The sequence below is a fragment of the Bacteroidales bacterium genome (genome assembly GCA_018334875.1).
GTDB lineage: Bacteria > Bacteroidota > Bacteroidia > Bacteroidales > UBA12077 > JAGXLC01.
Genome location: JAGXLC010000010.1, coordinates 12,036 through 34,524, shown reverse-complemented (window position 1 = coordinate 34,524; position 22,489 = coordinate 12,036). Strand labels below are relative to the sequence as shown.

Sequence of the window (22,489 nt, the reverse complement as noted above, 5' to 3'; positions counted from 1 at the left end):
ATTTTTTCCGAGTTGGGATTGCCCGCAAGTGTGAGGTTGAGGTTTTTTGCTTTTGCCGGGCGGTTAATTAAGGCAGGGAGAATACCCTCGAAAAGGAAAGATTAATTTCACCTTTGTATAATCTGGTATGACTATAACAAATCAGGTTTGGGCTTGATTGAATGTGTAATAAAGGGCCGATTTGTTCATTCGGCCCTTTAATTTTTTTTCTGAAACGGTCTTATTTGTTCTCCAGATCTTCGAATCTTACGTCCGAAGTGTAACTTGAATTTTCTTCTTCCTGTTTTTGTTGGTTGTTTTGATCTTCCTCCTGATTCATCTCATCGCTTTTTGCCTCTTTAATAAAGTTAATGACGTCTTCCAGGCCCTCCGTGAATTTGTCAAAGTCTTCCTTGTATAGGAAAACTTTGTGTTTTTCGAAAAATCTTTTTCCGTTTCTCTTGAATCTTTTCTTACTTTCAGTGATAGTCAGATAATAATCGTTTTTACGTGTGGCTTTCACATCCAAAAAATAAGTTCTTTTTCCTGCTCTAATGACTTGGGAATAAATAATGTCGCTCCCACTTTGTGCCTGACCTTGCTCTTGTTGTTCCTGACCTTGCTCTTGTTGTTCCTGTCCTTGGCTTTGTTCCTGTTCTTGCTCTTGTTCAAATCCTTGTCCTTCTTTGTTTTCGTATCCGTCCATCATTAATTGCTTTTAAAGTTTTATTAGAAACAAAAGTATAAAATAATTAGTGGATTACTTTTTACAAATGTATCTTTTTTGAAAAATGCACCATTTGATTTCGAAAAAATTTATTGGCAGCCACATGGTTTTATCCAATATAATTCCATTCTTTAATTAATTATTTTCATGAATTCCTCTTTTGAATTTTCTTTTAGGTCATTTTTTCATTTATTTTGCACCCGGTTTTAGAATTACGAAACAGCTTTTTATAAACCGGAAGAATGATTACACGAAGGATCATAAGAATTAAGGTCTTACAGATAATTTTCTCCTATATCTTTTCAGAAGATAAGACCATTGATCAATGCGAAAAAGAATTGTTCTTTAGCATTGATAAGTTTTATGATCTGTATCACAAGCTGCTTTATTTTGTGGTAGATCTGCGTAAATACGCTGAAAACAGAATTGAAATAGCCCGCAATAAAAAAGCACCCATCTATGAGGATCTCAATCCGAACACCAAATTTATAGACAATCAGGTCATCCGGCAGATAGAGAATAATGAAGATTTAAGAAATTATCTCAAACGGAAAAAACTGGGATGGTCCCAGAAAAAGGATTTTCTTAAGAATTTTTATAACCACCTCGCCGAATCCGAATTATTCACAGCCTATATGGATAATCCCGAAAGGTCTTATGATGAAGACAAAACAATGGTCATTCAGATATATACTCATTTTTTAGCGGATTATGAACCATTATATCAGCAACTAGAAGAGGAAAGCATTTATTGGAACGATGAAGTTGACCTTCTTATAAGCACCATTGCCAATACGCTTAATAATCTGAAAGAAGATGAACCTACCGGAACACTTGTTTCCCCATTATTTAAAAAAAATGAGGATAAAGATTTTGCCAGGCAGCTTCTGAAGAAAACAATCATGAAATATTCTGAATTTGATGATCTGATTAAGGAGAATACAGAAAACTGGGATTTGGAAAGAATCGCTGTTATGGACATTTTGATCATGAAGATGGCCATTACGGAGATGCTCGAATTTCCTTCAATACCCACTAAGGTAACTTTGGATGAGTACATTGATATTGCCAAGTTTTACAGTACAAAGAAGAGCAATATCTTTATCAATGGAATCCTTGATAAAATCATCACTCAACTGAAGGCTGAAAACAGAATACAAAAACACGGCCGGGGATTGATAGGGGAGGCATAACGATTTTGGGATTATTTCATTCATTCTAAATATTTTGTTTAATTTTGCAGTAAGGATGTGGTATAGGCTCTTTTATCTTATTGGGATATTTTCGGTGGTTGCTGCCGGATGTTTAAAAAGTGGATCCGACAGAAACGCGGAAAAGAATTCGGAAGACCAGGGAGGAGCTCCGCCTGAGATTACTTTTGAGCAGGTATATTATGATTTTGGCAGTATTAAACAGGGCGAGAAGGTATCTTATTCTTTTCAGTTTGAAAATACAGGAGGCTCCCCGCTGATCATAGAAGATGCGTATGCGAGTTGCGGGTGCACCGTTCCGGAATATGATACCACGCCCATACAACCCGGTAAAAAAGGTCATATTGAGGTGATATTTGACAGCGCAGGAAGAAGGGGAAATCAATACAAAACGGTGATTCTAAAAACCAATTCACCCGATAACAAACATAGGCTAACAATAAAAGCCAGTGTATTAATGAACTAAATTATAGATTAAAAATGATGACTATGAATCAATTATTTCAAATTTTAATGGCGTCTCCACAAGGCGGAGAAGGTCAGAATCCTTTGGTTTCGTTATGGCCACTTTTACTGATTATTGTGGTTTTTTATCTTTTTATGATCCGCCCACAGGTTAAAAAACAGAAAGAATTAAGGAAATATCGCCAGTCATTGCAAAATGGAGATAAAGTAATAACTACAGGGGGAATGTACGGTAAAATAGTAGGTGTAACCGATCAGACAGTCGTTCTTGAAGTAGAAGACCAGAGCAGGATCAAGGTGGATAAAAATGCCATCCTGAAAGACGCAAAAGATCTTGGCGAAAAAAGATAAAATTAATTCTCCCGAATTATTGGTATTCCAGTAATAATTCATTTATTTTTGGGAGAATTGATTTAACTCTATAAAGGTGAAGTTTAATTTCCAGGAACTGGCAACATTTTTTAAGAATTTTAAAGCCTCAAAATACAGGGAAGAGCTGAGTGTATTTTTAGTATTTCTTATCATCTCCACCGTCCTGTGGTTTTTGAATGAGCTGGAAGATGATTATGTTACCGGAATTCGATACCCGGTTCAATACGATGATTTTCCGGAAGATAAGATTCTGGTGGGAGATTTGCCCTCAGCTTTGCAACTTAAGGTGAGAGGGCAGGGTTTTCAGATTTTGGAATATAAGTTGGCCCGTAATTTGAGTCCGTTAATGCTTCAGGTTGATTCTTATGATTTAAAATCCCAGGGAAGGGAGAGCAGTCTGAAATATTATATTCCCACCGGATCCATCCGATCAAGGATAACCCAGCAACTGAGTCCGAATATGGAGGTTCTTGAAATTGTTCCTGATACGCTCTTTTTTGAATTTACCGAGCGGACTTCTAAAGTAGTGGCGGTTGAGGGGGATATTCAGTACAGTTTTGATAAACAGATGATGCTTAAGAGCAATGTGAGTATTGAGCCGGATAGCATCAAAGTATCGGGACCCCGCTCGGTTTTGGATACTGTAAACAATGTAAGGACTCAATATAGGGAGTTTTCTGATCTGACCTCTACACTGGAAACCAAAGTGGATTTACATAAGGTGCATGAACAGGTTGAATATTCGACCGATCAGGTCAATTTGCGAATTCCTGTGGAACAGTTTACAGAAGGGAGCTTAAAAAAAGACATTTCTGTAAGAAACTGTCCCCCCTCCCTTGTTGTGCGAACATTTCCTTCTTCAGTGAAGATAACTTATCTGGTGGGGTTGAGTAATTATGACGAGGTCATCCCTGAATTGTTTAAAGTTTATGTTGATTATGAAGAGGTCAGGAAGGGCAGGGAACAGTTGAAAGTCGTGGTTGAGAATGCTCCTGATTATTTAAGGTCTTATAGCTATACGCCACAAGAGGTGGATTACATTGTCGAAAGGAAGGATGACTAAAGTAGGTGTTACAGGAGGCATAGGAAGTGGTAAGACTTTGATATGCCAGGTTTTCGAAAAGCTTGGCGCACCGGTTTTTTATGCCGATGAGGAGGCTAAAAGGCTGCTAAATGATGATCCACAGGTAAGAGACGCGGTGATTGAATATTTCGGCCGGGAAATATATGATGAACAAGGAATAAAGAAAGCCCTTCTGGCTTCAAAAATATTCAACAGCAGGGAAGCGTTACGTAAGATAAATAATATAGTTCATCCGGCTGTTAGGAGATTATTTCTGAAATGGGCAGAAGCAAGGGAATCTGTTTTTCCCTATGTAATTGAAGAAGCGGCACTTTTGTTTGAAAGTGGGTTCTATAAAGATTTGGATTTTAATATTCTGGTATATGCTCCTGAGGAATTAAGAATTGAAAGGGTAATGCAGAGGGATAACACAAACAGGGAACACATTAAGGCCAGGATGAAGCATCAGATGAAAGATGAAGAAAAAATACCAGGTGTCGAAGCTGTAATTTATAATGATGACTCGCAAATGGTCATACCACAGATTCTTGAAATTCACAAACAGTTAACCAGGAAATAATTTTTGTTATGGGCAAGTTTACCAAATGGATTGCAGGCGGTCTGGGTTGGGCTTTTTTAGGCCCGCTCGGAGGGATAGCCGGTTTTGTTTTAGGTTCGGTGATTGATGAAACCAATGCAACGAAATCCTTAGGCTCTAAATCATCTACTACAAAAGGAGACTATGTAATGAGTCTCCTGGTGCTGGTGGCGGCTGTCATGAAAGCCGACAATAAAGTGATGCGCTCCGAGCTTAACTATGTAAAACAGTATTTTGTCAAAACATTTGGCAGCGAAACTGCTTCGGAAGCCGTTAAAATGCTGAAAGATCTCCTGAACCGGGATATCCCGCTTTACCAGGTATGTGATCAGATCAGGTCCAATCTGGATTATTCTTCCCGTTTGCAGCTTATTCATTTTCTTTTTGGAGTAGCCAGTGCCGATGGAAGGGTGCATGAGCGGGAACTGGATGTTATTGAGGTTATTTCCGGCAGGCTGGGGATTTCCCAGAAAGATAAGAATTCAATTAAATCGATGTTTATCGAAGAAACCGGGTATGCCTATAAAATACTTGAGGTGGATCCGTCAGCTTCAAACGAGGAGATTAAAAAGGCATACCGGAAAATGGCCAATAAATATCATCCTGATAAAGTAAGCCATTTGGGAGAAGATTTTCAGAAAATAGCCCATCAGAAATTCCAGAAGGTTAATGAAGCCTATGAGAAAATCAAAAAGGAAAGAAACTTGCACTGATAGCCTTTTTATGATAAAAAATCACCCCTTTCCCGGACAAATAAATTATTTACCATTTTTTTGAAATGATTGTTTATTCTATATTTGCATTTCACCAAATGGATGAGCCATGTTGAAAGATATTCTTGCAATTTCAGGTTACAGCGGGTTGTATAAGCATTTGAAGAAAAGCCGGAATGGTATTATCGTTGAAAATCTGGAAACGCAGAAACGCATGAATGCCGATCCCACAGCCCGGATCAATTCACTTGAGGACATCAGCATTTATACAGAAAATGGTGATATGGAGCTAAAAGAAGTATTTAAAGCCATCCATGAGCATGAAGAAGGCGGAAAATCTTTAAATCCCAAGAAGGCAAAAGGATCGGAGCTGAAACAGTATTTTGCTGAAGTGATTCCCGAATATGATGAGGAAAGGGTATATACTTCTGATATCAAAAAGGTATTGACCTGGTACAATACCCTTCAGAGACTCGATATGCTGAATTTTGAAGAATCTGAAGAAGAGGAAGGGGAAGGGGAACAGGAACAGGAAGATACGGACTCTCAGAATAATGCTGAGGAGCAGGATGAAAACAAGGAGTAATCATTGTTTGATTATTGACAGAGCAGGGACAATTCTAAAAAGGCGGCTCTCTCCTGACCAAAGGTATAAAGATTATTACATTGATTAGAAAAAAGTTAAATTAGCCGCTGAGCACCTTGTGCATTAAAATTAGCTTTTTAACCCGAACTCAAGTAAGTTATAGCATCTGCCACATATGATCACCTTCAAACAATTCATCTCGGATGTTTTCCTTCTCCTCATCTGAAATTGAATAATCATGACGTATTTCATTATATCTGTGCATTTTTGTAAACATCTCATCTTTCATCCCGGAAATTTTTTCCTTAAAATCAAGAAAGTTATCTTTATCGATTGTGCCATGGTCCGAGAGGAACCCATAAAAGAGAAGAATACCTTCAAATATTTCTTGTAATATTTCGTCATCCACATCGGCATGTTTGAATATAAACTTGTGGATGATGGCTCGGAAATGATCACTAAAGAAATCTATGTCTTCATTTAAAAGATAAGACTGCTCTAATGAAGAAGTAAACCGGAAAAACGGTTCTAATGTTGAAAATAGCCTGGGATGTGGATAATCTTTATACATATGGTCAGGAGCTGTAAGCAACTGGAACATTAATTCTTTTTGAAAATTAATGTCCCCTATTAATTTATCCACCTCTTCCCATTCGTCATCATCGGCAAGTTTTTCTATTTTATCAAGATCAGGCGGGGAAAGATAATAATCCTTTAATGTAAGATTGTTTTTTAATAAATATTTACATTCGTTTAAATTATTCTCTGCATGCTTATGCTCAGGATCAATGTTAAGCGATTTCTCAAACATTTTGGCTGCCTTTTTTAAATGGTTGAATATCATATAATTAAACCCCAAGTTGTTGGTGAAGTATTTGTTGTTGGGATCAAGTTCTACTGATTTCTCTCCCAGTTTTAACGACTCATATTCATGGTTAAGAAAAGCCAGGGCATGAGAGGTAATGTCATAATAAAAAGCATTACGGGGATATTGGTTTATCATTTCTTTTCCATATTTCGCGATAAGATCCCACCGCCATTTTTTTTCCAGGTTTTCCGAAAATGTATCAAATTCGTCTTCCATTCCAGTCTTATCTGCAAGCTGTAAAAATATTTCAAAACCGGTATCTGTATCTTTTACCGCTGCTTCATAGTCATAAATGATATTTCGTACCCCCCTTTCCATATAAGCAGGATAAAACGCCTCGCAAGTTTCAATGATGTGCTTTAGCATTGTATTTATTTCATCGGGAGTAATAGGATCTCCTAAATTTAACATAGGCGGCATTGATAATTCGGTATGCAATTCGGAATAGAGCATTTCTGCTTTTTCCCACTTTTTAGAGTCTTTTACCTTTTGAGAGAATTTTTTACCTTTTTCTGGTGCCATAATAATGAGTTTTATAAAATTTTGATGCATTAGATTTTATCGATTTCCGGGGCATATACTTTTGGAATATTCTTTTTTCGACGGATTTAACTGGGAACCAATCAATCAATCAACCAATCAGTCCGGTATAGTGGCATGATATTATCCCCCATCCTTTTTTTCATCATCCTTCTTTGCTTTTTCCCAGATTACATTCATGTCATCCAGGGTCATATTTTTAAGTGATTTTCCTTTGTTGATGGTATGTTCTTCCAGATATTTGAACCGTTTGATGAATTTTTTATTGGTTTTTTCCAGGGCGTTTTCAGGATCGATATCATACAATCTTGCCGCATTGATAATGGAGAAAAGCAGATCCCCGAATTCCGATTCGATCTCTTCCTTTTGTTGTTTATTTATTTCTTGCTGAAGTTCATCCAGTTCTTCTTTCACCTTATCCCATATCTGTTCTTTTTGATCCCAATCGAAGCCGACACCCCTGACCTTTTGCTGTATCCTGTTTGATTTTATCAGGGCGGGTAATGAATCGGGAACCCCGGCAAGAATCGACTTCTGCCCTTCTTTCATTTTGATCTCTTCCCAGTTTTCTTCCACTTCTTTGGAATCTTTAACCCTGGTATCTCCAAAAACATGGGGGTGTCTTTCTACCAGCTTGTCACACAACGATTCCATAACATCTGTTATGTCAAACGCTTTTTGTTCTTCGGCAATTCTGGAATAAAACACAATATGAAGCAGAAGATCACCCAGCTCTTTTTTTATTTCAGGCATATCTTGCTGTAAAATGGAGTCAGCCAGCTCATAGGTTTCTTCTATGGTCAGGTTCCTGAGACTTTCCATGGTTTGTTTCCTGTCCCAGGGACATTTCGTTCTGAGCTCCTGCATGATGTTTAAAAGTCGCTCAAATGCTTTCAGTTCTTTTTTCATGGTTTGACTTAATTTTTAATAAAATCGTACTCTAACCGTCGAATCGGTATCCAGTGCCAGTATTTCTGCAGCATTCCCTCCATTCATGGCTACTTCCAGCAGGTTTAATGAGTTGAACAGCGCCAGAAGCTCTCCTTCGGGGTTTTCATTATAGTTTTTACTGATCTTATTGATTCTATTGGTATTGCTTTGAACGAAAATCTGGAATTTTCTCTTGTTTCCAATACGGTAAAACAGATCGGCGGTAATATTGGTAATGGCATTGGAATAGGAGTCGATGTAAACCACACTGCCAATGATTACCGATTCATCAATAGTGGGTCGTAATGGTATGCGTTTGTTGAATTCTTCCTTTTTTTCTCCAAGTTTTTCCGGGGAAACTCCTGAAAGGATTTTCCGGATAATTTCCGTGTAGAGGTTCAGAGTGGGGAATGTTGGTAATGCTGAGGTTTGGTCTATCTTTATAATTTGTTCGGGCTCTTCCTGGAATATAAGTCCGAAAATACCATTGTCCGCTGAAAGAAAATATTGATTATCCTTTTTTACCAGAATGGTAGGGTTTTTTTGTGATGGCTCCGATTTAACGGCTATAATATGTATCGTATTCTCAGGAAAATGGTGATAGGTGTTTCTTACAATGAATGCAGCTTCAGGGATATTGAAAGATTTTATCTGATGGCTGATATCGATGATCTGCGCTTCCCTGGAATGGCTTAAGATTTTACCTTTCAGGGCACCAGTATAGAAGTCGTTTTTATTCCAGTCGGTTGTTAAGGTAATTATTGGCATCATAGGGAAAAGATTGCTGCTTTTAACAGGCCCGAAACAATTGAGAATGCATTGTGTTCAATAATAAATAAATTATTAGTTTTGTTTTCTAAATGTAGAATGATGTAGAGATCAAAAGTAAATAATATTTGTTTAAATTCTATGATGGAAAAGGTTATATATTTAGAGGGTGTAGAACCCGTAAACCTGTTTGGCGTTAAGAACAACCGACTTGAGAAATTACAGAATCGTTTTCCAAAACTCAAAATAATTGCTCGTGGTAATGAAATTAAAGTAAAGGGCGAAGAAGAAGAGATTAACGAGTTTGAAGAAAAGCTTGATCTCATTATAGAATATATGCATAAATTCCGTAATCTGAAGGAGAATGAGTTTGAAGCTTTCCTTTATGATGAAGGGGAAGGGGAAGAGATGATGAAAAGCAAGGAGCAAAGTGAGGATGCCCTGCTTTATGGAATAGATGCCAGGCCGATAAAGGCCAGAACGGTAAATCAGCGTAGACTTGTGGAGGCCAATGATGATAACGATCTGATTTTTGCAATAGGCCCGGCGGGAACCGGTAAAACATATACCGCTATCGCTCTAGCTGTTAAAGCCTTCAAGGAGAAACAGGTCCGCAGGATCATTTTGACCCGTCCGGCCGTTGAAGCAGGGGAGAATTTGGGTTTTCTTCCGGGAGATATGAAGGAGAAACTCGATCCTTACTTGCAGCCCCTTTATGATGCCCTGAGGGATATGTTTCACCCCAGGAAACTGGCTGAATTTATTGAAGAGGGAATAATTGAGATTGCTCCATTGGCATACATGAGGGGCCGGACACTCGATAATGCTTTTGTTATTCTGGATGAAGCCCAGAATACCACCGTTAATCAATTAAAGATGTTTCTTACCCGCATGGGAAAAAACGCTAAGTTTATTGTAACGGGAGATATCACCCAGATTGATCTGCCACGAAAACAAAAGTCCGGTCTTATAGAAGGCATGGGGATTCTAAAAGATATTGAGGGCATCTCCATCGTGTATTTTGACCGAAGAGACATCATTCGTCATGAATTGGTTAAACAAATAGTGGATGCTTATAGTAGATATATGGAAAACAAAACAAATAAAAAACAATAGTTATGCAAGAACCGATTGTAAGAACAGATTTCAATTTTCCGGGTCAGAAAGATGTATACCACGGAAAAGTGCGTGACGTGTATGATATTAATGATGAGTATCTGGTTATGATTGCCACAGACAGGATCTCTGCTTTCGATGTGGTTTTACCCAAGGGCATCCCTTATAAAGGACAGGTGCTTAACCAAATTGCTGACCGGTTTTTGGATGCCGGTGCTGAAATTGTGCCGACCTGGAAAATTGAAACACCCGACCCCAATGTTATGGTTGGCCACAAAACGGACCCGTTTCCGGTGGAAATGGTTGTACGGGGTTATCTTACCGGTCATGCCTGGAGAGAATATAAGGCAGGAAAGAGATCATTGTGCGGAGAACCTTTGCCTGAAGGCATGAAACAACATCAGAAATTTGAACGGCCCATTATCACCCCTACCACAAAAGCTCATGAAGGACATGATGAGGATATATCCAGGGAGGAAATCATTCAGAATGGGTTGGTAAGTAAAGCAGATTATGAGCTGCTTGAGGAGTACAGCCTGAAGTTATTCGAACAGGGGACTCAAATGGCCCTCGATAAAGGACTCATACTTGTGGATACCAAATATGAATTTGGAAAGAAAGATGGGAAGATCTACCTGATCGATGAGGTTCATACACCCGATTCCTCCCGATATTTTTATGCTGATGGATATCAGGAGCGTTTTCAAAAGGGTGAGCCCCAAAGACAACTTTCTAAGGAATTTGTCAGAGAATGGCTGATTGATCAGGGCTTTCAGGGCCAGGATATGCAGGAGGTTCCTGAAATGACGGATGAATTTGTAGAACAGGTCTCCCAAAGGTATATAGAACTGTTCGAAAAAATTACCGGAGAGCAATTCCAGTATATGGAATCAGAAGATGTTAAAAAACGGATTGAGCAGAATACCCGAGCCAGTCTGGATCATCTTTAATATAATCTTCATCCCGAATTATTTTCAACAGAATATATTGTGATTAACAGAGATACAGTTATATGACCTGAATTCATGTAAAAGTTAGATTTTTAGCTACTTATTATTGTTCCATAAATTTTGTTATTCTCGGTAATTATCTTTAAGTTTGCATAGAAATTATTCTATGATGCAGATAAACCTGTTTTATTATGAGAATTATAGGGATTATAGTTCAAATATGGAATAAAATATGTTAGCCGTCTATATGGATAAAAATTTGTTATTGAGCATTAGGCTGAATTAAAAACGCCATCCTTATATTTGATATCATTCAATCCCGCTTATTACTTAAAGGAATTAATTTATGCAGGAATGGAGAATTTCTAAAGCAGAGAAATTACGTATGTTTAAGAAAAGTGTCCCGGCAAAAATAAATGAGCTGTATTCCAGGATTAAAGATCAAATTTTGGTTTTGGATGGTGCTATGGGTACCATGCTGATAAAAGAAAATCTGGAAGAAAAAGATTATCGTGGTGAAAGATTCAGCAATCATTCTATTCCCCTTAAAGGAATGAATGACTTGCTTACCCTCACTAAGCCCGACATCGTAAAGGCAATCCATGATAAATATCTGGAAGCAGGAGCTGATATTATTACAACCAATAGTTTCAATGCAAATTATTTTGGATTGAAGGAGCATGCCCTGGAGAATTATGTACATGAGATCAATTACCAGGCAGCTCAGTTAGCCAGAGCAGCGGTCAGGGATTTTGCCGGAAAGAATTCCCGTAAAACCCGTTTTGTAGCCGGAACGATGGGTCCGACCCGGAAAATGGCATCTTTCTCCCCGGAGGTTGATAGACCTGGTTATCGCGATGTACATTTTGATGAGCTCGTTGCTGCTTACCAGGAACAAGCACAGGGGCTGATTGACGGCGGGGTAGACCTTGTTATGGTTGAGACAGTTTTTGATACGCTTAATGCCAAAGCTGCTCTTTATGCGGTAAATACCATCCGCAGAAAATTCGGCTCTGATATTCCGGTAATGGTTTCAGGAACCATCACAGAAGAGAGTGGACGCAATTTATCCGGTCAGACTGTGGAGGCGTTTTATAACTCACTTCAACCCTTTTCTCTTTTTTCCATTGGTTTGAACTGTTCGTTTGGGGCTGAAAAGCTACGGCCTTATCTTAAACGGCTTGCTGAGAAATCGGCAATTTACGTAAGTGCCCATCCCAATGCCGGTCTGCCTAATGAAGTGGGAGAATATGACCAGTACGCAGATGAGATGGCTGCGCAAACGGAAAGTTTTTTTCAAAATGGTTGTGTAAATATTATTGGAGCTTGTTGTGGAAGTACCCCGGAACATGTAAAAGCTATTGCTGAAAAGGCCGCCAGGTATAGCCCGAGAAAACTGGAAGCTCATGTAAAATCAACCAAGTTAAGCGGTCTCCAATCCCTTAGTTTAAAAGATAAGACCAGCCTGATTAAGGTCAGCGAACGCACAAATGTAAGCGGATCCAGGCAAATGGCAAAATACCTCAGAGAAGAAAACTTTGAAGAGGCGCTGCGTCTTGCCAGAGATCAGATTCAGCTTGGTGCTGATATGTTGAATATTAGCGTGGATGAGCCGCTTATTGACTCAAAGCGAGTAATGCCTGAGTTTTTAAATCTTTTAAGTTCGGAACCCGATATAGCCATGGTCCCGTTTATGATCGATTCTTCTCATTTCGATGTGATTGAGTCGGGTTTGAAGTGTTTGCAGGGCAAAAGCCTTGTGAATTCCATCAGCCTGAAAGACGGTGAGGAAGATTTTAAGCGTAAGGCTGAAAAAATACGGGATCTTGGAGCCGCTGTTGTAGTGATGGCATTTGATGAAAAGGGCCAGGCCGATACTTACAGGCGAAAAGTGGAAATCTGTGAACGGGCCTATGAAATACTTACTAAAAAGCTGGCGTTTCCTTCCGAGGATATCGTTTTTGATCCCAACGTGCTGGCCATTGGAACAGGAATAGAAGAACACAATAATTACGGGTGGGATTTCCTTAAGTCTGTAGAATGGATTAAACGTAATCTGCCGTATGCAAAGGTTAATGCAGGAATAAGTAATATTTCCTTTGCTTTTCGGGGGAATGATTATCTGAGGAATGTGATAAATTCTGTTTTTCACCATCATAGCCGGAAAGCGGGAGTGAATTTTGCCATCCTCAATCCGGCTCAGATATATGAATTGGAAGATATACCGGAAAAACTGCGCAGGCGCGTAGAGGATTTAATATTCAATCGCCGTAAGGATGCTACGGAGAGATTACTTGAACTGACCGCGGAGTATGGAAAAGAGGAAAAATCCATTGCCCCTGAGAAAAAATGGCGCGACAACCGGCCGGAAAAAAGGCTGAGGTATGCCTTGGCTCATGGGATAACAACTTATATCCGGGAAGACGTTCTGGAATTAAAAGATCATTATGATAAGGCGCTGAATATTATAGAAGGCCCCCTTATGGAAGAGATGGATAAAGTAGGAAGCTCATTTGCAAAGGGGAAGATGTTTTTACCACAGGTGATTAAAAGTGCCCGGGTGATGAAACGCGCCGTTTCCACCCTTATGCCTTATATAGAGAAGGAAAGTACCATTGGAAAAGCAGGCACAAAAGGCAAAATACTTCTGGCCACTGTTGAGGGAGACGTACATGATATCGGAAAGAATATTCTTTCCCTTGTGTTGCACAGCAATAATTTTGAGGTCATTGACCTGGGTATTATGGTGCCCAATGATGAAATTCTGGAAGCCATTGATAAAGAACAACCTGATCTGGTAGGTCTTAGCGGATTGATCACACCTTCGCTTGATCATATGGCAGAATTCATTGAGGAACTTGAGAAACGTAAATATGATATCCCGGTTCTGGTAGGAGGGGCTACTACTTCAAGCGTTCATACTGCGGTTAGGCTGGCTCCCCGTTATTCCGGTGTTGTAGTCCATTGTTCCGATGCTTCAAAAAGCATTTCAATAGTCAATAAACTGTTAAATAGTGAGGCCCATCTTTATAAAGAAAATATAAAACAGGAACAGAAGGATATTAAAACCCGTTATGAAAAAAGGAAGCGTTCCAGAAAGTTCCTGCCTCTGAAAGATGCAAGAAAACACCGGTATTTTTACAATTACAGGAAAGCCAAAGAAGTGGTTCCCCGCTTGCTTGGCACGAAAGAATTTCATGATTTTGACCTGAAACTGTTGAGGAAATATATTGACTGGACACCATTCTTTCATGGATGGGGACTGAAAGGAGTTTTCCCAAGTATATTGGAAAAGGAAAAGGTAGGCAGGGAGGCTTCCAGGCTTTTTGATGAAGCTCAGGAAATCCTTGATAAAATTGTTAATGAAAAGCTGCTTAAGCCTAAGGGCATCATTGGTTTGTTTCCTGCCAATTCAGAGGGGGATGATATTCTGATCTATAAGGATGATTCAAGGAAGAAGGTTTTGAAACGTATACCCATGTTACGCCAGCAACAATTGCGCGATAAGAACGGAATTGCCTTTTCTTTAAGCGATTACATAGCACCGGTCGATTCCGGAATTAAGGACTATTTCGGAGGATTTGCCGTGACATCGGGTTTTGAGACAGAAAAATATGTCAAACAATTTAAGGAGGAAGGGGACAGTTATAATAGTGTAATGTTCAGACTGCTCTCCGACAGGTTGGTTGAGGCCTTTGCTGAAGTGCTTCACGAATGGGTGAGAAAAAAATACTGGGGATATGAACCTTCTGAAAACCTGAGCAGTGAAGAACTGATCAAAGAAAAATATAAAGGTATACGGCCAGCGCCGGGTTATCCGGCTTGTCCCGATCATACACTGAAAAAACACATATTTGAACTGCTGAAAGTGAAAGAAAGCATAGGGATATCTCTTACCGATAGCCTGGCTATGAAGCCGGCCAGCTCGGTGGCCGGATTTTACATGGCCCATGATTTATCCAAATACTTCGGTATTGGAAAAATAGGAAAAGATCAGGTGGCCGACTATGCAGCAAGAGCCAATATTGGTATAGATGAAGCGGAAAAGTGGCTTTATCCGGTTTTGGATTATAAATAAGCAGTTTTAAAATATTGATGTTGAATGGTATTGTGAAAAATAAAAAAATGAATATTTATGAAGATAACTGAAATTTTTAAGAAACAGCAAAGAACATTTTCTTTTGAGTTTTTCCCTCCAAAGGACTATTTAAGTGCCATTAAATTTGGGATTAATGCAGGTCAACTGATTAAACTGGATCCCTCATTTGTTACTGTAACCTATGGGGCCGGAGGCAGTACCCAGGAAAATACATTCAAACTGGTTGATCTCTTTCATAATGATCTTGGATTTGTTTGTATGGCTCATTATACCTGTGTTAACGCAACCAAAGAAAAAATAGCATATGATATGCGGGTATTGCAGGATATGGGCATTGAGAATGTCATGTTGTTAAGGGGTGATCCGCCTAAAGGACAAACAAGCTTTCCTGAAAATCCGGATGGATTTAATTACGGCAGTAATCTGGTAAGGTTTGTAAATGAGAATTACGATTTTTGTATTGGAGCAGGTGCTTATCCGGAAAAACATTTGGAGGCACCTAATATGGAAGAGGACCTGATCAATCTGAGAATCAAAGTGGATGCAGGTGCCGATTTTCTTACCACTCAGATGTTTTTCGATAATAAATACTATTGGGATTTTGTTAATAAGGCCGAACAGAAAGGCATTCGTTGCCGAATTATTCCCGGAATTATTCCCATAACCAATTACAAGAATATTAAAAAATTTGCCAACAAAATTGGAGCTACCATTCCCGAGAAAATTGCCAAAAAAATAGAACCTTATCAAGATGATCCCAAGGAGGTGTATAAAAGGGGTCTGGAGATAGCCATTAATCAATGTAGGGATTTGCTTAATAATGGTGCTCCGGGCATTCATTTTTATACCTTGAATAAGTCACGGGCGGCAATTGATCTGTATGACAACCTGGCAAAAGAATTTAAAGAAGTGAAAAGCAGGTTTGATAAAAGCTTTACCCCACATATACCCGATAAGGAATAATTTTTCGGTTATAGCAGATAGGTATTGGTTAAGATTATTAGTTTATAGAAAGGAAGGGAAAGATAGAGCATTTATTTGGATGAATCAATTGATATTGTAAAGTCATGGGAACAAGTTTATTAGAATCTTTCAGTGATACTTTGGGAGACACTTCTTTGTGTTACCAGTGTGCAAAATGCTCCAATGGTTGTCCTGTCGGTGAGGAGATGGATGTTTTGCCTCATCAGGTTATACACCTTGCTTCCCTGGGTATGGAAGAGAAGGTTCTGAATTCCCGGACCATATGGGTTTGTGCCAATTGTTATGCATGTGCAGTAAAATGCCCCAATGATATAAATATTACTTCTGTGATGAATGAGCTGAAGCAGAAAGCCATTGATCGGAGCGTGAAACCTCAAATACCTCAGGTTTATAAGTTCCACCAGGTTTTTACCCGTGATGTTTTACGCAGAGGTAAAGCCCATGAACTTTTTATTATGGGGGAATACAATCTGCGTCTTCGTAAACCCTTTAAGAATGTATTGCTGGCTCCGAAGATGATTTTAAAGAATAAGCTTCAGTTGTTTCCCCCAAAAGCAGTAAAGGGTTTTCGGAGCTGGGTGAGTAACTTGATGGCTAAAAGACGCCGGAAGAGAAAAGTGAATAAGCTTTTGTAAGCTTTATATTGAATTAGAGGATGATTTTCTGCAAATAAAGAAATTATGGTTAAAAAAATAGGTTTATACCCGGGGTGCAGTTTGGAGACAAGCGCAGGCAATTATTTGAAAAGCATCGAAAAGGTGTTTTCCATTCTGGATGTTGATTATTCTATTATGGCTAACTGGAATTGCTGTGGTGCCACTTCAGTCAAGACGATTGACCAGCGGTTGAATCTGATGTTCAACCTGAGAAATCTGGCCGAGGCTGAAGAACAGGGTTATGAGGAGCTTGTAGTTCCCTGCGCTTCTTGTTTTCAAAGGCTTGCCAGTACTGAGTATGAGTTGATGCAGGATCAACAGTTGCGTGAAGATTTGATCCGTGAAAGTGGCTACCATTATGAAGGGAAGGTTAAAGTCCGAAATATTCTGGATTTCATCGTTAATGTAATCGGCCTGGAGCAGATCGCTTCAAAGGTGACCGAACCTTTATCGGGTTTGGTGGTAGCTTCTTATTATGGATGCTTAAACACCCGTATACCGGGAATGAAATCCTTTGATATCATGGAGTATCCCATGAGTATGGATAATATTGTCAAAACGCTGGGTGCAGAAACCATCGACTGGTCATATAAAACCGATTGTTGTGGCGCAAGTATGTTTCTGACATTGGAGTCAGTTTCGGAAGGCCTTGTGGGAAAGATACTGAAAGATGCAAGTTTAAGGGGAGCAGATTGTATAACGGTTTCATGTCCCATGTGTCAGACCAATTTAGATACCAAACAGGGCAAAATACGAAGTAAATTTTCTATTGATGAGCCTCTTCCCGTACCCTTTATTACACAATTGATGGGATTGGCATTCGGGCTTAAGCCCAGGGAAGTTGGATTGGATAAGAATTTTGAAAAACTGGAGCTGTCGTCCTGAATATATCTCATGATTTAACAATGGAAAAGGTGTTTATTTGATTATATCTGATGGTATAAAAAAAGTTGTATTGGAAATCAGTTTTACACATTTCAACTATGAATAAGGAAAAAAACGGTTCGGTTTTAGTTCTGGGTGGTGGTATAGCAGGCATGCAGGCGGCTTTGGATAGTGCTGAGCTGGGTCTGAAAGTTTATCTTGTGGAAAAAGAGCCTGCTATTGGTGGCAACATGGCCAAACTGGACAAGACGTTTCCCACCAATGATTGTGCCATGTGTATGATCTCGCCTAAGCTTGTGGAAACGGGTCGTCATCTGAACATTGAAGTGATTTCTTATGCCGATCTTGTGGGTCTCGAGGGTGAAGCAGGCAATTTTACGGTTACTGTCAATAAAAAGGCCCGTTATGTGGATGAGGAAAAATGCAACGGCTGTGGAGAATGTGAACCGGAATGTCCGGTAGAAAGACGCGATAGTTTTAATGGTGAGCTCTCCGACAGAAAGGCCATTTATAGATTATATCCACAGGCTATCCCCAATGTCTTTACCATAGATAAATCAGGTGATCCCCCGCCATGCCGGGGTACCTGTCCAGCCGGAGTGAACGTTCAGGGATATATTGCACTTATTGCCAAGGGGAAGTTTCTGGAGGCCCTGGACTTGATCCGGGAAAGTATGCCTTTTGCAGGGGTTTGCGGTCGTATTTGTCATCATCCTTGCGAAGGCAATTGTAACCGCTCCGAAATAGATGAGCCGGTGTCGGTCCGGAACCTGAAACGATTTGCAGCCGATTATGAGAAAGAATTGCTGGAAAAAGGCGAATCTATTGAAAGGTCTGCCGGTGAGATGCAGGAACCTCCCCCGCAGCAAAAAAGCGGGAAGGTTGCCGTTATAGGAGGTGGCCCGGCAGGTTTGACCTGTGCACATGATCTGGTGAAGAAAGGATATCAGGTTACTGTATATGAGGCCGGTGAAAAGCCCGGAGGAATGATGCGCACGGGAATACCGGATTACAGGCTCCCGGAAGACTATTTGGATTATGAGATCAACCTTTTGATAAATGATGGTATAGAGATTAAAACCGGGCAGGCATATGGCCGGGATTTTACATTGGATGATCTCCGGAACGCAGGTTTTCAGTCGGTATTTTTTGCCGTTGGAGCGCAGAACCCTAAAAAGATACCCATTGAAGGAGGTGATTTGGAAGGTGTACAATACGGCATCCCCTTTTTAAAACGGGTAAATGAGGGAGAAAAAACCGCTCCGGGAAAAAATGTGGTAGTGATCGGAGGCGGAAATGTGGCCATAGATACTGCACGTACGGCTTTACGTATGGGTTCAAACGTAACAATTGTGTACCGGCGAACCAAAGAAGAAATGCCGGCTCACGAGTGGGAGATTGAAGAGGCTTTGGAAGAAGGCATTACCATAATGGATTCCTGGAGTCCCTCCAGAGTTATTGGTGATCAGGGAAAAGTTACAGGTCTGGAAGCTGAAAAATGTTACACGGTGTATGATGAAGAGGGCAATCGTTCACTGAAAGTTGATCCGGATCAAAAAGAGGTGGTACCCGCTGATAGCCTTATGCTGGCCATCGGTCAGGAATGTGATCTTTCGGGAGTGGAAGATCTGTTGGAGAAAGACAGAGATTTAATAGCCACAGATCCGTTGACACTTGAGACCTCTGTGGATGGAGTCTATGCAGGAGGCGATGTGGTTCTCGGTCCTTCTTCGCTGGTGGAGTGCGTAGCACAAGGACATCGGGCAGCGGAATCAATTGACAGATATTTAAGTGGTGAGGATATTAAAAGCAACCGTACGCCAGTCAGTTATCCGGGAAATTTCGAAGGATTGCCTGAATATGCAGATAAAACCCGGAAAATGCGGACGCGGCCCCGTATGGTTGACCCCGGGAAGCGGAGCAAGGAATTCGCTGAAATAGAGAAAACTTTCACCCGGGAAGAAGCAATCAATGAGGCAAAACGTTGTTTACAGTGCGGTAGCTGTGCAGAGTGTATGGAATGCGTGAGAACATGCAAGGCCAATGCCATTGATCACCATCAGCAGGATACCATACGGAAAATCAATGTTGGAGGCATTATAGCGAGCGGCGGATTTCTGCCTTTTGATGCCCGGAAAAAACCGGAGTATGGTTACGGAATCTATCCGAATGTCATCACCAGCATGCAATTTGAAAGGATACTGAGCGCGTCCGGGCCGTATGAAGGCCATATACAAAGGCCTTATGACGGGAAAACACCCAAAAAGATAGCCTGGATACAGTGCGTTGGGTCCAGAGATGTTACTACCGGAAATGACTATTGTTCTTCTGTATGTTGTATGTATGCAATTAAGGAAGCAAGCATAGCCAAAGAACACAATCCTGATATTGAGCCTACCATTTTTTATATTGATATACGCGCTTTTGGTAAAAACTTTGAAAATTTCTACGAAAGTGCGAAGAATGAAACAGGCGTACGGTTTGTACGGAGCCAGATATCGGCTGTTAAAGAGAATCCGGTCAATCGCAACCTTTTGCTCAGATTTGTCGATCAAACCGATGGACAGCATATAGTGGAAGAGGAGTTTGATATGGTTGTCCTTTCTGTTGGCTTGGTTGCCAATCCGGCCATAGATCATACGGGCAATATTATGGATGTTAACAGGAATCAATTCGGATTCTTTGAGGAGAAATCCCTTCAACCTTTAACTTCCAGCAGAGAAGGGATCTATTTATGTGGTGTCGGGAATGGGCCGAAAGATATTCCGGAAACGGTGATGCAGGGTAGTGCTGCCGCGGCATTATGCAGTGAAATGCTTAAATCGGTGCGCAACACGGAAGTGCAAACCAAGGAATATCCCGTTGAAAAGAAGATAGAAGGTGCCGAGCCAAGGATAGGCGTTTTTGTTTGCCACTGCGGAGTCAATATTGCTTCTGTGGTGGATGTAGAGAAAGTGAGCCGGTATATAGAGACCTTACCCGGTGTTGTCCACGCAGAACATACATTGTATACCTGTTCCCAGGATACCCAGAAAAGGATTAAAGAGATCATTGAGGAGAAAGAACTCAATCGGGTGGTGGTTGCTTCCTGTACTCCCCGGACCCATGAATCGCTTTTCCAGGAAACGCTTCGCGAGGCGGGACTGAATAAATACCTTTTTGAGATGACCGATATCCGGGAACAGTGTTCCTGGGTTCATCAAAAGGAACCTGCAAAGGCTACCCAAAAAGCCAAATCACTGGTAAGGGGAAGTGTAGGCAAATCCAGGCTGCAGGAACCCATCGTGTTAAACAAGATTTCAGTGAACAGATCTGCTTTGGTAATTGGAGGGGGTATATCCGGTATGAATGCTTCCTTATCCTTGGCCAATCAGGGTTTTAAGGTTCATCTGGTGGAAAAGGAGAATCAATTGGGAGGCAACCTCATTTACCTCCGAAAAAATCTGGATGATGAGGATTGGATTGCCTATATGAATCAGAAGATTAAAGAAGTAAAAGAACATGAGCTGATTGATTTGTATATGAACACCACTGTGCATTCTGTTAGCGGTTCTGTTGGAAATTTTACCAGTCGTTTGCAGGGTGAACATGAAGTTGATATTGAGCATGGGGTGATCCTGTTGGCTACGGGGGCAGAAGAGTACAAACCCGGTGAATTTCTTTACGGCAGTTATGATCAGGTCATCACACAACGGGAACTGGAAAGTGAAATCGAAAAAAGAGAACGTTTTAATACTGTGGTCATGATTCAGTGTGTGGGAAGCCGGGATGAAGATCACGCTTATTGTTCAAGGGTTTGCTGCAGTGAAGCCATAAAGAATGCCATTGAGATCAAGCAAAAGGACCCGGATGCGGAAGTGTATATATTGTATCGCGACCTGCGTACATATACCTACCGGGAAATATTTTACAGAAATGCCAGAAAATTAGGGGTTAAGTTTATTCATTTCCCGGATAAGGAATATCCTGAAGTCACTGCAGGCAATGATCGGTTCCAGGTAAAAGTAAAAGATACGGTAATTGATGATTATCTGACCCTTGATACGGATATGGTAGTTCTCAGTGCCGGTATTGTGGCCAATCAGGAAAACAATCAGCATTTGTCAGAATTGATGAAGCTTCCTCTTGATGAACACGGCAATTTTATGGAGGCTCATACGAAACTAAGGCCTGTAGATTTTGCCAATGAAGGTATATTCCTGTGCGGTTTGGCACATTCCCCGAAAAATACCGAGGAAAATATTACACAGGCATTGGCCGCCGCCGGAAGAGCAGGTACCATTCTTTCAAAAGAATCGCTTGAAGTAGGCGGGATAGTTTCTGTGGTGGATGAAGATAAATGTGCAGCATGCCTTACCTGCCTTCGGGAATGTGTATTTAATGCCCCATTTATAAATGACAATGGCAAGGCGGAGGTGAATCCTGCGAAGTGTCAGGGATGTGGCAATTGTGCTGCTGCCTGTCCCGCAGAAGCCATTAAATTGCTAACCTTTACCGATTCGCAGGAACATGCACTTTTTAAATCCATCCTGCAGGAAATATAAATTTTAGGAGACAAATGTTTAATATTTGAACCCAACATTAAAAATGGAAACTGAAGGAAAAGAAATAGAACCGGTGATCATTGCTTTTTGTTGTCATTATTGTGCCTTTACCGCTGCTGATCTGGCGGGAACAATGCGTCAGCAGTATCCTACCAACATTAGAATCGTACGCTTGCCATGTACAGGAAGGGTTTATGTGAATATGCTGCTTGAGGCTTTCGTTGACGGAGCGGATGGCGTGATGGTAGCCGGTTGCGAGGAAGGGAGCTGTCATTTCCTGGAAGGGAATTACAGGGCAAAGAAAAGGGTGAATTATGCCAAAAAGAAAATTGAAGAAGTCGGGATTAATCCTGAAAGATTGGAGATGTATCACATCGGCGCCTCTGAAGGTCCACTTTTTGCCCGGTCAGCAAAAGAATTTACCGAACGCATCAG

Annotated in this window: 19 protein-coding genes; 15 read left to right on the top strand and 4 right to left on the bottom strand. The window is 40.5% G+C overall.

Features of this window, described 5'->3' with window-relative positions:
* Positions 1–220 precede the first annotated feature (220 nt).
* Positions 221–685, bottom strand: coding sequence for a PUR family DNA/RNA-binding protein (locus KGY70_01870; protein MBS3773913.1), 465 nt, complete (start codon positions 683–685; stop codon positions 221–223).
* Between the two features lie 263 nt (positions 686–948).
* On the opposite strand from KGY70_01870, the gene nusB reads away from it, so the two are divergent.
* The 7 genes from nusB to KGY70_01835 all read left to right on the top strand — a co-directional run bounded on the left by nusB (position 949) and on the right by KGY70_01835 (position 5,714).
* Complete coding sequence (gene nusB / locus KGY70_01865) at positions 949–1,899, top strand: transcription antitermination factor NusB (GenBank protein MBS3773912.1); 951 nt, start codon at positions 949–951, stop codon at positions 1,897–1,899.
* 55 nt (positions 1,900–1,954) lie between these two features.
* On the top strand, positions 1,955–2,383 hold the full coding sequence (locus tag KGY70_01860; GenBank protein ID MBS3773911.1) for a DUF1573 domain-containing protein: 429 nt from the start codon (positions 1,955–1,957) through the stop codon (positions 2,381–2,383).
* Positions 2,384–2,406: 23 nt separating this feature from the next.
* Positions 2,407–2,733, top strand: a complete 327-nt coding sequence (gene yajC, locus KGY70_01855; protein ID MBS3773910.1) for a preprotein translocase subunit YajC — start codon at positions 2,407–2,409, stop codon at positions 2,731–2,733.
* A gap of 76 nt (positions 2,734–2,809) precedes the next feature.
* On the top strand, positions 2,810–3,817 hold the full coding sequence (locus KGY70_01850; protein MBS3773909.1) for a YbbR-like domain-containing protein: 1,008 nt from the start codon (positions 2,810–2,812) through the stop codon (positions 3,815–3,817).
* Positions 3,810–4,397 carry a dephospho-CoA kinase gene (gene coaE, locus KGY70_01845; protein ID MBS3773908.1) on the top strand — a complete coding sequence of 196 codons (588 nt, stop codon included), beginning with the start codon at positions 3,810–3,812 and terminating at the stop codon, positions 4,395–4,397. The genes KGY70_01850 and coaE overlap by 8 nt, the downstream gene beginning before the upstream one ends.
* Positions 4,398–4,405: 8 nt before the next feature.
* Complete coding sequence (locus KGY70_01840) at positions 4,406–5,128, top strand: TerB family tellurite resistance protein (GenBank protein ID MBS3773907.1); 723 nt, start codon at positions 4,406–4,408, stop codon at positions 5,126–5,128.
* 109 nt (positions 5,129–5,237) lie between these two features.
* Positions 5,238–5,714, top strand: coding sequence for a DUF5606 domain-containing protein (locus KGY70_01835; GenBank protein ID MBS3773906.1), 477 nt, complete (start codon positions 5,238–5,240; stop codon positions 5,712–5,714).
* Between the two features lie 157 nt (positions 5,715–5,871).
* On the opposite strand, the gene KGY70_01830 is transcribed toward KGY70_01835, so the two are convergent.
* The 3 genes from KGY70_01830 to KGY70_01820 all read right to left on the bottom strand — a co-directional run bounded on the left by KGY70_01830 (position 5,872) and on the right by KGY70_01820 (position 8,823).
* Positions 5,872–7,104: a hypothetical protein gene (locus KGY70_01830; GenBank protein MBS3773905.1), complete on the bottom strand. Its 1,233-nt coding sequence runs from the start codon at positions 7,102–7,104 to the stop codon at positions 5,872–5,874.
* 141 nt (positions 7,105–7,245) lie between these two features.
* Positions 7,246–8,031: a nucleoside triphosphate pyrophosphohydrolase gene (gene mazG / locus KGY70_01825; GenBank protein MBS3773904.1), complete on the bottom strand. Its 786-nt coding sequence runs from the start codon at positions 8,029–8,031 to the stop codon at positions 7,246–7,248.
* Between the two features lie 15 nt (positions 8,032–8,046).
* Positions 8,047–8,823, bottom strand: coding sequence for an SAM-dependent chlorinase/fluorinase (locus KGY70_01820; GenBank protein MBS3773903.1), 777 nt, complete (start codon positions 8,821–8,823; stop codon positions 8,047–8,049).
* 138 nt (positions 8,824–8,961) lie between these two features.
* Between KGY70_01820 and KGY70_01815 the strand changes: the two genes are divergently transcribed.
* The 8 genes from KGY70_01815 to KGY70_01780 all read left to right on the top strand — a co-directional run.
* Complete coding sequence (locus tag KGY70_01815) at positions 8,962–9,936, top strand: PhoH family protein (protein MBS3773902.1); 975 nt, start codon at positions 8,962–8,964, stop codon at positions 9,934–9,936.
* Positions 9,937–9,938: 2 nt separating this feature from the next.
* Complete coding sequence (locus tag KGY70_01810) at positions 9,939–10,886, top strand: phosphoribosylaminoimidazolesuccinocarboxamide synthase (protein ID MBS3773901.1); 948 nt, start codon at positions 9,939–9,941, stop codon at positions 10,884–10,886.
* Between the two features lie 385 nt (positions 10,887–11,271).
* Positions 11,272–14,964: a methionine synthase gene (metH, locus tag KGY70_01805; GenBank protein MBS3773900.1), complete on the top strand. Its 3,693-nt coding sequence runs from the start codon at positions 11,272–11,274 to the stop codon at positions 14,962–14,964.
* A 57-nt stretch (positions 14,965–15,021) separates the two neighbouring features.
* On the top strand, positions 15,022–15,948 hold the full coding sequence (gene metF / locus KGY70_01800) for a methylenetetrahydrofolate reductase [NAD(P)H] (GenBank protein MBS3773899.1): 927 nt from the start codon (positions 15,022–15,024) through the stop codon (positions 15,946–15,948).
* 104 nt (positions 15,949–16,052) lie between these two features.
* Entirely contained in the window at positions 16,053–16,604 is a 552-nt protein-coding gene (locus KGY70_01795; GenBank protein MBS3773898.1) for a 4Fe-4S dicluster domain-containing protein, read from the top strand.
* A 45-nt stretch (positions 16,605–16,649) separates the two neighbouring features.
* The gene (locus KGY70_01790; GenBank protein MBS3773897.1) at positions 16,650–17,510 is read left to right on the top strand and encodes a CoB--CoM heterodisulfide reductase iron-sulfur subunit B family protein; all 861 of its coding nucleotides are present in this window, start codon (positions 16,650–16,652) and stop codon (positions 17,508–17,510) included.
* Between the two features lie 98 nt (positions 17,511–17,608).
* The gene (locus tag KGY70_01785; GenBank protein MBS3773896.1) at positions 17,609–22,054 is read left to right on the top strand and encodes an FAD-dependent oxidoreductase; all 4,446 of its coding nucleotides are present in this window, start codon (positions 17,609–17,611) and stop codon (positions 22,052–22,054) included.
* A gap of 25 nt (positions 22,055–22,079) precedes the next feature.
* On the top strand, positions 22,080–22,489 hold a 410-nt coding region (locus KGY70_01780), incomplete at its 3' end, for a hydrogenase iron-sulfur subunit (protein MBS3773895.1).

Excerpts from the sequence above, each read along its gene's own strand:
- KGY70_01870 (MBS3773913.1), bottom strand. The coding sequence starts at position 685 with ATGGACGGATACGAAAACAAAGAAGGACAAGGATTTGAACAAGAGCAA.
- nusB (MBS3773912.1), top strand. The coding sequence starts at position 949 with ATGATTACACGAAGGATCATAAGAATTAAGGTCTTACAGATAATTTTC.
- KGY70_01860 (MBS3773911.1), top strand. The coding sequence starts at position 1,955 with ATGTGGTATAGGCTCTTTTATCTTATTGGGATATTTTCGGTGGTTGCT.
- yajC (MBS3773910.1), top strand. The coding sequence starts at position 2,407 with ATGAATCAATTATTTCAAATTTTAATGGCGTCTCCACAAGGCGGAGAA.
- coaE (MBS3773908.1), top strand. The coding sequence starts at position 3,810 with ATGACTAAAGTAGGTGTTACAGGAGGCATAGGAAGTGGTAAGACTTTG.
- KGY70_01840 (MBS3773907.1), top strand. The coding sequence starts at position 4,406 with ATGGGCAAGTTTACCAAATGGATTGCAGGCGGTCTGGGTTGGGCTTTT.
- KGY70_01835 (MBS3773906.1), top strand. The coding sequence starts at position 5,238 with ATGTTGAAAGATATTCTTGCAATTTCAGGTTACAGCGGGTTGTATAAG.
- KGY70_01830 (MBS3773905.1), bottom strand. The coding sequence starts at position 7,104 with ATGGCACCAGAAAAAGGTAAAAAATTCTCTCAAAAGGTAAAAGACTCT.
- mazG (MBS3773904.1), bottom strand. The coding sequence starts at position 8,031 with ATGAAAAAAGAACTGAAAGCATTTGAGCGACTTTTAAACATCATGCAG.
- KGY70_01820 (MBS3773903.1), bottom strand. The coding sequence starts at position 8,823 with ATGATGCCAATAATTACCTTAACAACCGACTGGAATAAAAACGACTTC.
- KGY70_01815 (MBS3773902.1), top strand. The coding sequence starts at position 8,962 with ATGATGGAAAAGGTTATATATTTAGAGGGTGTAGAACCCGTAAACCTG.
- KGY70_01810 (MBS3773901.1), top strand. The coding sequence starts at position 9,939 with ATGCAAGAACCGATTGTAAGAACAGATTTCAATTTTCCGGGTCAGAAA.
- metH (MBS3773900.1), top strand. The coding sequence starts at position 11,272 with ATGTTTAAGAAAAGTGTCCCGGCAAAAATAAATGAGCTGTATTCCAGG.
- metF (MBS3773899.1), top strand. The coding sequence starts at position 15,022 with ATGAAGATAACTGAAATTTTTAAGAAACAGCAAAGAACATTTTCTTTT.
- KGY70_01795 (MBS3773898.1), top strand. The coding sequence starts at position 16,053 with ATGGGAACAAGTTTATTAGAATCTTTCAGTGATACTTTGGGAGACACT.
- KGY70_01790 (MBS3773897.1), top strand. The coding sequence starts at position 16,650 with ATGGTTAAAAAAATAGGTTTATACCCGGGGTGCAGTTTGGAGACAAGC.
- KGY70_01785 (MBS3773896.1), top strand. The coding sequence starts at position 17,609 with ATGAATAAGGAAAAAAACGGTTCGGTTTTAGTTCTGGGTGGTGGTATA.